General features: G+C 35.0%; 4 protein-coding genes. All 4 read right to left on the bottom strand.

The features are described from left to right. Positions 1–806: 806 nt before the first annotated feature. Positions 807–7,772: an alpha-N-acetylglucosaminidase TIM-barrel domain-containing protein gene (locus AC1VS3_RS11460; RefSeq protein WP_481275655.1), complete on the bottom strand. Its 6,966-nt coding sequence runs from the start codon at positions 7,770–7,772 to the stop codon at positions 807–809. Between the two features lie 185 nt (positions 7,773–7,957). Continuing rightward, positions 7,958–9,472 (bottom strand): response regulator, encoded by a 1,515-nt coding sequence (locus AC1VS3_RS11455; RefSeq protein ID WP_008687377.1) that lies wholly within the window; start codon positions 9,470–9,472, stop codon positions 7,958–7,960. Beyond that, entirely contained in the window at positions 9,444–10,934 is a 1,491-nt protein-coding gene (locus tag AC1VS3_RS11450) for a sensor histidine kinase (protein WP_008687376.1), read from the bottom strand. The genes AC1VS3_RS11455 and AC1VS3_RS11450 overlap by 29 nt, the downstream gene beginning before the upstream one ends. Further along, the gene (locus tag AC1VS3_RS11445; protein ID WP_008687375.1) at positions 10,931–11,872 is read right to left on the bottom strand and encodes a substrate-binding domain-containing protein; all 942 of its coding nucleotides are present in this window, start codon (positions 11,870–11,872) and stop codon (positions 10,931–10,933) included. The genes AC1VS3_RS11450 and AC1VS3_RS11445 overlap by 4 nt, the downstream gene beginning before the upstream one ends. Positions 11,873–12,246 lie beyond the last annotated feature (374 nt).

The raw sequence follows: 12,246 nt of genomic DNA, 5'->3' as shown, positions 1-12,246 counted from the left end.
TCAGCAGCCCCCGTTTCGTGGTCTGCGTGTAGTTCCTTGTAAACTGACCTAAGAGTTACTATAAATAACGGAAAAATTGAATAATAAATAACAAATATATCACTTAGCATAAAAAAAGAAAAGAAACCCTTTCAGAATTTAGTTGGTGATGAAAGATTATTTCCCTTTTTCTAGTGATGCATCTTAAGCTTACCTTCTTTACAAAAGGATAACTATTATTTTTTTATAACCATGCATAGTAAATTACCGAAAAAAAAACGTCATTCTCTTATGGAATATCTAAAAAAACATGGGGAACTGAAATCCATCGCAAAAACATGTGGTGCTTCAGTTTTTTTCTATACATTTTATGGGGTTTTATGTTTTTATCATTTATAACATATCTTCGTAAAAGGATAAAAAAAGATAGAAATCTCCCCGACCAAAGTTTGCTTTCTATCCGTTCATAAGAACAATATGATAATAATAAATTTAGCTCATAAAATCAAGTTAAATCAACAATTGGAATCGATTCAGAGCTAAAGTGATGTATTCTCTTAATGATGATATTTATTTCAAAATGTAATGTAAAAAGAAGTGCTCTTCTTACTTCTAGATTTTTAGCACTTCTTCATTCATTACAATTTATGGGGAACTTTTTCCACCACGGTTTTTTATACCCCGTGTTTTTATACCCCATACTATTTCAGATTACCAATTCTAATAGGCCTATATTGTGAAAATCCCCCATCCATAAACAGACGTTTATTTCCGAGGGATTTTTTAATGAAACTCATGTTGAGATATGCAATACAGATTTTTATATCTTATGCTTGCTTATTTCTTTTCTTTCGATTAACAATTAACAGAATAGCTCCACCTGAAATAATCAGTAGTAATAATAGAGCAGTCGTGTTTGTTGAATCTCCAGTCTTAACATCGTCATCATTGGCAATGTTGCTGGTAGGTTTATTATCTGTCGTATGATTTCCATCATTTACAGATGGATTACTTGACGGACCATCTGTTGTTTCTCCACCATTGTTTGGCTTGTTGTCAGTTCCACCGGCATTTGGTTTGTTATTATCATCGTTTGGTTTATCAGTATCATCACCATGATTTGGCTTGTCATCTGTTACATCACCATTTGGCTTATCCGTATTTTCACCGCCATTTGGTTTGTTATTATCATCGTTTGGTTTATCAGTATCATCACCATGATTTGGCTTGTCATCTGTTACATCACCATTTGGCTTATCCGTATTTTCACCGCCATTTGGTTTGTTATTGTCATCGTTTGGTTTATCAGTATCATCACCGTGATTTGGCTTGTCATCTGTTACGTCACCATTTGGCTTATCATTTTCTGCTTCAATCTTTTTTACAATCGCATAATAAGATGCTTCTGTTGTATTAAAGCTCAATTTACCATTCTTCTTTTCCGTTGACAATACTGTGACATTGCCATTTTTATCTATTGCGACAATACTTAATTCATCTTTTTCATTTCCTTTTGGTACACTAATAGAAGCTGCATTACCTTTACCTAAAGAAAGATGTTTATCATCAATTTTTAAATATAGATCATATGCTTGAACAACACTGTATTGCTTTTTAAATGTAGTATCTTTTATGTTATTCAGCAATGCTTTTAACTGACTTGCTGTAAATAAATCAGCATGTAGCTTGGTATTTGGTTTAAAGAGTCCTGTAACACTTACATTATTTGAGGTTAGCGTCTGTTTTGTAGGATTATCATTTACATCATCCTTTTTAACTTCTAACTGATCAATAGCAGCCAATAAACGACTATTTGCTTCATCTAATTCTGCTTGCGTTACTTCTTCTTTATTGAATGTTGCAATAGCTTTTTTATTTTCAGATGCTAAAGCTTTCCAGCTATCCTCGGTATACTTACTTGCTTCTAGAGCACTCACTTTATCCAGTGTAGCACGTAATCCAGAGCGATCCAATTTTTTCAAGCCTTTTATTGCATTTTTCAATGCGTCTACTTTTTCATTTACTTGTTTTTGTGTAACTTTCTCTGTATCATATACAGATTTTGCATCTTTTAATTTTGTTTGTAATGCTTTCCATGTTGTGCTATCATATTCATCTTTAACAAGATCTGCACACTGCTGTATGATATTCAATAATGCTGCTTTATCTACTTGTACACGACTTGCCTCAAAGACTTCCACAGCTTTCTTTAAATCAGCTGCAATTCCTTTGATTACATCTACATTTTTATTGGCATTTGCATAATCTGCTTCTGCTTTATCAATCGCCGTTTTTAAAGCAGTCTTTGCTTTTTCAGGAATTTGTCCATGAGCTTCGCCAACTTCAGCATTCTTATAAGCATCTTTTGCTAATGCTAAGTAAATATTGTACTGTTCATCGGCTTCTAAAGAAGCAATTACTTTTTCAGTTTCTTTCTTAAGCGCTGCTGCAGCTTCATCAATTTCCATTTGTGTGGACTTGTATTTTTCATATACTGCCATCGCTTTATCATATAATGCTTTTAGATCTGCTGTAACTGAGGTATCTTCAACTTTTTTCAACACGATCTCAGCATTAGAAATTTCTGTTAACAATGCATCACGTACGATATATACGACACCATCTTTATAGAATTTATTCATAGCAGCTTTGATTTTATTGATCCACTCATCTACACCAGCGGAATTTAAACCTTCCTCTTTTGCGGCTTCTGCTTTCGCAATAACATCTAACACAGCCTGTTTTGCTTCTTCTTTATAGCTACCATTCGTATTATCATAAGACTTAGAGTCTAATACATCCTTAACTTCTGCAATATATGCCATCAAAGGAACACTTGTATCCACTTTATATGCTCTAAATTCTTGGATGTCTAAACTATCACTTAGTACGGTTAAGCGCACTTTATCCATAAATGCTGTTTCTTTCAGCGAAATCATCAATGCCGGATTTGCATCATCATTGTCACTTCCATCATAAACAGTTGTCCATTTATCTGTCGTAGGGTTATGTGCCTCTATTAATACTTTTGGTGCATTTAATGCTTTTGTACTACTTGCTGTTAATAACTGGAAGATGTTTACATCTGCCGGCTTATCTAAAGCAATTGTAATGACCTCATCTTTTGCCGCAGTATAAAGTGTATCTGTTTTAGCATCCGCAATAACCTTTGCAGCATCAGGAGTTACTTTTGCTTTTAGCGCTACATTTTCTGGAGTTCCCATAAAGAACTCTGCCTCATACAGACGTTCTTCTGCTAAGTATGCATCACCCTTACCATTGTTACCAAGATGCTTAAAGATAATTTTTGTTGCACTTCTGTGTATTGGAACCTCAATTGTACGATTTTCAAGTAATTCGGTAGTAGAAGACTTATCTAATACCAACGTACGGTTGCCGTCATTATCTTCCGTATATACAACATATTTCAGACCAAGGCCAGCCTTTTCAAAAGTAAATTGTGCTTTATCTACATAATACAGATTACCAAGATTATAAACAATATCTTCATCTTTTGTTACTTTGTTGAAGGTATCTTTATCACCATCTACCGTATTTGCATAAGAATTTGTTACATTTTCAATTTTTCCATCACCAAAGATAACTTCATTACTGCTTTCTTCCTCATAGCCCATGACTTCTAATTCAGCAATATCGAACCATCCGTTCTTATTGGCAACTTTACCCATAAATTCAACTTCAACTTTATGAATACGCTTATTCACTTTGATGTTATATGGATGTTTGTCTGGAGTACTATCGTTTACGTCATCTGTTGTTACAGACAGTACTTTTTCTCTTGTATCACTGCCTTCTGGATACACATAGACATTGAAGAAATACCATTTTTCTTCGCCTTTTTCAAATGCTAGATTAATATCATCTACCATATAAGATTTACCTAAATCAACACCTGCTTTGATAGGATCTTTATCTAAAGTTCCTGTTCCATCCCAGATTGGTCCATATACATCCCCATCAAATACCCATAAAGTATCAAGGTTTCCATCAATCATATTTTGTACATTACGACCATATTGTGTTGTATCTGCATAAGCTGTCTTATTTAAAGCTAAATTAACTTTTCCACCGGTTACTTCATCCTTTGTTGAAAGAACCTTAAGTTCTGATAATGCCGGAGAAGCTGCGGAGAATTCACCTTTGCCATTACGGCCAAGATAATTTACATTGACTTTTTTGATTTTCTTATTTACCGGAATCTTAAAATAACGCGTGGTTAATGCTTCCGCATTGTCACTCATATCTAATACAACTTCTTCACTATCATCTTCTAGAATGACACTTACCGTAAATTTATAAGGCAATCCTGCTTTTTCTAAATAAAGCTCAATGAATTCAGCAGAGCCAATGCCTTCTAAATCAACACTTAATGTACAAGGATACATGTCACTTTCTGAACCAGACCATCCCGTTTTCCACAGATTTTCCGTATTCTCATCAGTTACATATTCCAAGGAAGCATCTTCTGCAGTGGCAATTGTTGATGTTGCCGGTTTACCTTTCGCAATATTGTAATATGTCTGTAAATCCTTCTGTGTACCGTAAATGCTAATTTCTGCAAGTGTTACTGGTTTTAAAGAATCTTTTGTGGTAATGGTGAAACGCATTTGCGTAGCTACTTTTTCAACTTTGAAATTTGTATTGGAACCAAGATTTTCATTTGTAGCTTCTGCTATGGTTTCCCACTCATTTGTTTCTGCATTTAAGAATTCAATCTTATAATCGTTAGGATAGTTACCAGCGGCCTGCTTCATACCAAGATCCATATCCGTGATATCGTAAGTACCTTGTAAATCTAATGTCAGTACATGTGGACCATCACCTTTTGCTACCCATTCACTACCATAGTTGCCATCTGTAATATCTTTTAATTCACCGGACACAGCTGTCGAATTTGATGTAAATACCTTACCAAGTGCGATATTTACCTTATCCTCTGTTGTTGTACCCTCTTCTTCTAGTTTTGCTACTGTATAGTTATCAGCTACCTTTTGAGCATTTGTTTTCAGTTTACTATAATCTGCCTTATCCGCATAACTATAGCCATCATCAGATTTCAAATTCGCCCAATGCCAGCCATATAAGAACCAACCTGCATCCTCAATTGCCTTATTTTCAGGATCCTTATCTTTACCATCTAATTCCGCTTGACGATTTTCGATCCAGATTTTCCAACGTTTACCATAGAAATCTTTTGTTAAACCATTCCATTTACGGTTGGAGTAATCATTCAGATTATTTAAGGAGCTGCGTTCGCCAGACCATGTTGTGACCATTGCACGTGCATTAAATTCAAACAGATCCTTTGTCCAATCATCCCCATCACTCATCATATTTCGAGCATCATTGATCCAGTTTCCTACCATAAATTCTTCGCTAGAACCTAATATTTCATCAGAAAGATCAATTATTTCTAGGAATTTCTTTGAGTATTTACGGAAATCATCTGCATTGGATTCATTTTTTGCCTTTACCATTAAAGAGTGATATTCAATTGCTACATTACATAATACCTGATCCGCTACATCTGCTAAATCATAGCGATAAGCTGGAGAGGCTTTAAAGTCATCATAGTTATCAATCAGCAATTGCAGAGCTTTTTCAAATTCTTTCTTATCATAAGTAATATTGCTATGTCCCCATGTAGATGCAGAACGGAAGCTATCTCTTGGAGTTGCATTGATAATCGTTTCTGCAGCCCCTTGATAAGACTCTTGTTTTGCTCCATAAGCAGTTTCATTTAGAATCTTCCAAGCTTCTTGCAGCTTTTCACTTGTTCCACCTGCACGACGTTGTGCATATTTAGCAATCCATGCATCTTCATCAATTGGATCTTTTGTCCAAGTCATATCAAATAATAACTCATAAGCAACCGGACTATTTTCTAAAGCTTCCGGCGTGATGCCGATACCTTTCATGTATTTTGATTCATTCATAGCGATAGCAGGATTTTTAGCAACATTTGGAAGATTTCCATCCATTCCCATACGACCGCCGAAGTTATGCAGCATACACCATAACCAAGGTGTTTCACTGTTTTCCATTACCCCATTCTGTGGGTTTAAGTCGGTCTGCAAATCCAGTGCCAATGCCTGAGAAGGCTTCAGAAGACCGCTTAGTTTTGTCGCATCTAGATTGCCTTGCCATTGCTGCATGACCCATACAGCTTTTTCGTTTGCTTTTAACATCTCAGTTTGCACTTGTTTAAAGGTTTCTGCAAAATCCAAGCCGGATGGATTTCCGCCTTCATGGAAAGGATCGGTTGCATAATAATTTGTTACATTTCCAAATACATTTTTCTGTGCATCATAGAAATCTTTCGCTACTTGTGGATATAAATTTTCTTTACCCTTAGCTGCATCATTTTCTGTAATATATGGCTGAATGATAGAAGGACGTGTATAGCCTACCCAATCTTTCATTTCCGTAATTAAAGCAGTTGGTTGTTTTTTATCGAAATTATCTGGAACCTGTCCAGAGAATCCCTGAACAACAGGAGAAATGCCATAAGTTTGCATACGATCATGCATTTTTCTAGCTAATTCTGTACGTTGCTCAAACCAATTATCAGGTAATGGTCCACCATAGCTATATAAGTTTTGCATGTAGAACCAAGCAAAATATGCAGGACCACATATATATTCTTTTACTTCTTCATCACTATAGCCCCATTTATTCAAAGTTTGACGAAGTACTTCTTCCTGCCCCACGATGTCCAGCATCAAATTTACACCGTTCATAGCAGCCCAGTCAATAAATTCTTCATACTGATCCCAATTCCAGAAAGACATGGTATAGGAATATGTACAGAAGTTCAAAGCGTAACGATATTCATACTGTGTATCCTTTACGATTTTCTTTCCGACAGGAACAATCCCCTTCTTCATTTCCGTATTGCTGTCAAATAATGGATTATAATCCACCATAGCATAGTTCTTTAGATAATAATTGAAGCCACTAGCTAATGAAATACCGTTATTTCCACGTACAATAATGGTATTGTTACCACCATCTTCAATTTCAAAGACATCTCTGCCATTCATCTTAGAACGTAATTCAAATTTGAAAGAAGATTGCCATTTAGAACCTATTACACGGCCTACTAAAGCACTTGCTTCATTTAACACCTTTTGATTTGCATAAGTTTCATCACTTTCAAATTTATCCCATTCTTTTTGCCAACTGCTGCCTTCCCAATTACTTGTTTTGATAGCCGCTGGCTTTTGCACGGTGTCATTTACCTTTGTTCCATATACCTCAATCTCTGCCAGATTTGTTTGGTAGCCTTTTGAGTTATATGCCATATTTAAACGTAAATAGGATGCACGCTTGTTTACATTATGCGTATCTCCCTGTGCCGTTGCCACATTGCTGTCTGTCTTAGAAATAATCTTATCAAAGTTCGTTCCATCTACAGAAGCATATACGTAATAGTTACTGTAAGAATCATCTACATTGGTAAAAATCTTAATTTGTGAGAGATCATATGTTCCATCAAGCTTAATATCAATATAGCGATAGTGATCACGCATTCTGCTTTTCCACTGCTCTTCCATCGTGCTGCCTTCTCCATTCGCGGACATTGATTTCCAACTGGTGCTCTTAGATCCATCAACGATGTTAGAAACTGGATGAGCGGATGCCTGTCCCATAGCAGTTACAGAATTTGCATCAATCGCTATCTTAGATGCTGCTGCAATTTTAACAGGAAGATTTGTAAAAACTCCTGCCGTCATGCAGGCAGCCAAAAACAATTTGAATACCTTTTTCATAGTTTCCTCCTCTTTACCTTTCACTGTTTTTATTATAATCTTGCATAGATTGTAAAATATTGCTAAAGATAATAAAATATTGCTACTCCTTTAAGAAAAGTCATATAAAGATACAAAAAAATAGTTGGCACAAAAGGGCCAACTAAAAGTTCTTATCTCTATAAATAAATAAGCAGTAATTTACATCATTCAATGAACATATCTCGATATTCAATCGGTGTGATACCGACATTTTTCTTAAAAGTTTTCGCAAAGTAACTGGAGCTTTGAAATCCTATCTGTGCTGCCACTTCTTTTGCCATAGCCCCATCTTTCAGCAACTGCTTTGCTTTCGCAATCCGAAATTCATTCACAATATCTGTAAAGGTTTTCCCCACCTGTTTATTTAATAGTTTGCTGATATAAAATGGTGTTACCTTTAATTGGGTAGCCACATCATTAAGGCTAATTGCTTTATTATAGTTATTTTCTATGTATTCTAAAGCCTGTCGTACTAAATAGCTGTTATTTTGATAAAGCAAGTTTTTCACACAATTGCGAATCATTGCTATCGCATAGACAAGATTAATTTCTAAATTATAATATTTATCTGTATCATTTATTTTACGTATTTCAACATCTTTCTTATCGATATAAATATCATGTAGTTTTTGTTCAGCTTCTAAAACACCAACGATAAATTCAGCAACCTGTTCGTTGATCTGCCTAGCTGGAAAACTATGAAGATAAGAAGCATAATCATGTAGTATGGATTTAATTTTTTCATCATCGTGCTGCTCGATTGCCGGCAACATTTTTTTGATCCACTGCGTACTATCTGCCTGAAGCTCACGCTGTACCATTTCCTTATTACGAAGTGTAAACTCGCTCTTTTTCATATGTGTTAATTGTTGAAGTGCATGACAATAGGAATGATATAGGCCTTCAAGATGATCTTTCAATGTACCAAGGCCAATCGGATAATCGAAAAACTGATATTTTTCCATCAAATCAGCAATCTGCTTTAAATTTTCTTCTGTAATATTTTGATAGGACAGCAAAAATAAAATCAATTGTGCATTACGATATCCCAGCAGACAAAACAAACCTAAATCACCAATCTGATTGGTTAAGGTTTCCTGCTTGCTTTTTGCTAGACGAATACCATCAATCACGATACATAAACCGTTTTTTACTGACATATGCAATAAATTCAAAGTTTTCTGGATAACTAGCTCACTTTGGTTAGATAAAATCTGCTGCACACATTCATTTTCTAAAGATGAACGCATATTATCCACCTTTTTCAATAGCTCACTCGTTTCATAATAGCGGCTTTTTTCACTTTTTAAGCGGTCCAGCACCTTTGCTACACTATGGATGATCATTTGCGGTGTTGATGGTTTTAATAAGAAGTCTTCTACTCCTAAACGTATTGCCTCTTGCGCATATGAAAAATAATCATAAGAGGTTAAGATGATGAAACTTACATTTTTCTGTGAAATATTTTTGATGATTCTTGCACATTCTAAACCACTGTAAACCGGCATATTAATATCTAAAATAACGATATCCGGTTCATAGCGCTGATATAGATCAATCGCTTCTTGTCCATCCTTAGCACTGTATATTTCACCAATTTCCAGAATCGAGTCTTTTAAAATAGAAACCAGTGAGTTTCTTTCAATTTCTTCATCTTCCGCTATCAATATCTGAAACATATGCTTCCTCCTCATCTTTTATATGGATTTGAATTATCAATTCAAAACCGCAGTCTTCATCACTATTTATTGAAATTGAGGCATTATTTCCACAAACCATCTCAACTCTTCTCACCACGTTATATAGACCAAAATGATTTTCACCATCATATTTCTTATAGTCGTTTAAAATTAACTCTTCTAATTCTACTGGATTCATACCGGTACCATTATCAGAGACCGACAGCAAGATATCTTCATCTGTATATGAGGCACTCACTAAAATCTCGCCACCGTTTTTACAATCTTTTAATCCATGCTTTAAAGCATTTTCAACAAGTGGCTGTAAAATCATACCTGGGATTGCAATATTCGGTATGCCTTCTTGCACCTCTAGCTTGAATTGCACACGTTCACCAAGGCGTTTCTGTTGAATTTCCATGTAATTGGCAACCGACACTAATTCGCTTTGTAAATCACTCAGCCGATTTTGTTTATCTAATCCATAACGTAATAAACGACTCGTCCGCTCTATCATTTCAGCAGCATTATCCGCATTCTCACTCAATGCTAGTTTGTAAATCATATTTAAGGTGTTAAACAGAAAATGTGGATTAATCTGATTTTGTAACATACGCAATTCACTTTGGGCTAACTGTTCATCTTTGCGTAAATTTTCATTTTCTGTTTCTAATAAGCGATGTTGAAGCTCTGCTTTTTCTTTTGTACTTGCAATTTCATTTTGCACTGAAATAGCCATTTCATTTAAGGCGATGCAAAGTGATTCCATTTCCTTCCCTGTGCTTGAAATATCACTTAGATCATATTCACCTTTTTTTACCTTGTTAATATTTTGCAAAATTACGTATAATGGTTTAATAAAAGATACGCTCATAAAAAAGCCAAAATAGAACAACCAGCATAAGACAATGAGCAGTAAAATGATCGTTCCTACAAAAGTCACATGTTGATTTGCATCCATCTGGGTCTTTTGTAAGGTCATCTCGTTGGTAATCACATTATAAAAGCGATCTGACGTTCTAGCGATTAAATCATGAGAATGTAGTAAAGCATTATAAACTGCTGTATAATTCCCTTTATCATTTTGATATTCATGAATCGTGTTTTGACATTCTTCATCATAAAACCTTGTCATGTTTTCTAATAAATCAAAGCGCCAGCTTTCATCGGATACAAAGTCATCTTGTAAGCCATGAATATAGGTAGTAGCTCTTTGCATTTCCTCTTTATATTTTTGCAATGCCTTATTCTGTTCTGTATATAAATAATCTTTAATATCACTGGTTGCCGCATCTATATGATTATAATAACTATTTAACTGACGATAAGCAGAAAGGGCTTTATCATACTGTTTCATCGTATGATAGTTGATCATGTTGGAGGCAATCATCATCGTGCTTACCAAAAGGAACATGACAGCTGCGGTTATATTGATTCTGCGCTTTAAGCTCCATGTCTTCATTTTGATATAAGCTCCTTTTTATAGGTTTCCACATTATTTGCAGTTACTAAAATAAGCTTTGCATAATGTATGGAAGATACACTCTGTTGTTTGTTTTTTATTTTTTCATACAGCATTTCAACACTTTGGTAGCCATAATCATAAAAAGACACAACAATACTGCCATTGATTTTTTTCTCTTTAATAAGCTGTATGGTTTCATCCATTTCATCTACCCCATATATTAACATTTGTTCCCGTATGTTATATTTTGTAGCAGCTTCATAACAGCTGCTTGCAGATTCTCCTGCAAAATTAATAGCTACATTGATATCCTGATGTTCTTCCATAACACTGTCCCATTCTTTTTTTGCCCGGACATTATCTGATTTTGATTCACTAATAGATACAATGCGATAACCCCCTGCATGTTGTGCAAAAATCGTTTCAACCTGTGCTATTTGCTGCTTCGCGATATTAAAATTTTTTTCAGCTACTTGAATAGCAATTTTTAATGGTGCTTGTTTCCCAAACTGCTTTTCTACATCAGCTAGCAGTAAAGTAGCTTGTTTTTTGAAATCTTTACCAATATAACCAAATCGTTTAGAGCTTGGCATATCACTATCTACCAACATCACCGGTATTTGCTTCTTATCTGCTTTCTTCAAGAGCTTATCACTAACAACCCCTTGTGTAATAATTGCATCCGCTTTTTGCATAATGCCTGTTTCTATTACTTGATTCATCTCTTCCGTGTCAATTGTCGTTGGTCCTTCCCAATCACAATGCAGCTGATAGACATTACACGCATCACGGAAACCTTTTTCCGCTTCTAGCCAAATTTTATGTTCTTTTAATGGGGTAGCAAACAAAAAATAGTATCGGTTTTCTTCCCTTTGTTTTTCAGTTGAGCAGCCACCAACACAAAGCAGCATGCACAAAAGCAGTAGTTTCTTCATCGTCGTTTCCCTTTCCTCTATGATAAACTGCAGATAGACAGTATCCTTATTTAAAGAATTATACTTTATTACACAGTTAATTTCAACTTGAAACCAACTGTTTTTTTATACATTGAAAGAAAATAACCTGAAAAAAAGCAGGGTTTTAGACTTTCATCAGATTGTATTATAAAGTACTATTTTACGAACATCCTGACGTATTATCAAAATAATCATACCATCAACATTAGCTAGCCTTTTCTTTACTTATTAAGACTTTTAAAACCGTCGTAATTAAACAAAATCAAGCAAAGCATCTTAGTACGTTGATTATAAGTTATTAAATCGAGTAGGGTGAAATAAATCACCCTCTCACACCACCGTACGTACGGTTC

Source organism: Longicatena sp., assembly GCF_982403165.1.
Note: the sequence above shows the minus strand (reverse complement) of the source record. Positions and strands in the feature narration are given on the sequence as shown.

Bases quoted from the DNA above. Each gene is read 5' to 3' on its own strand.
- AC1VS3_RS11445 (WP_008687375.1), bottom strand. From the start codon at position 11,872: ATGAAGAAACTACTGCTTTTGTGCATGCTGCTTTGTGTTGGTGGCTGC.
- AC1VS3_RS11455 (WP_008687377.1), bottom strand. From the start codon at position 9,472: ATGTTTCAGATATTGATAGCGGAAGATGAAGAAATTGAAAGAAACTCA.
- AC1VS3_RS11460 (WP_481275655.1), bottom strand. From the start codon at position 7,772: ATGAAAAAGGTATTCAAATTGTTTTTGGCTGCCTGCATGACGGCAGGA.
- AC1VS3_RS11450 (WP_008687376.1), bottom strand. From the start codon at position 10,934: ATGAAGACATGGAGCTTAAAGCGCAGAATCAATATAACCGCAGCTGTC.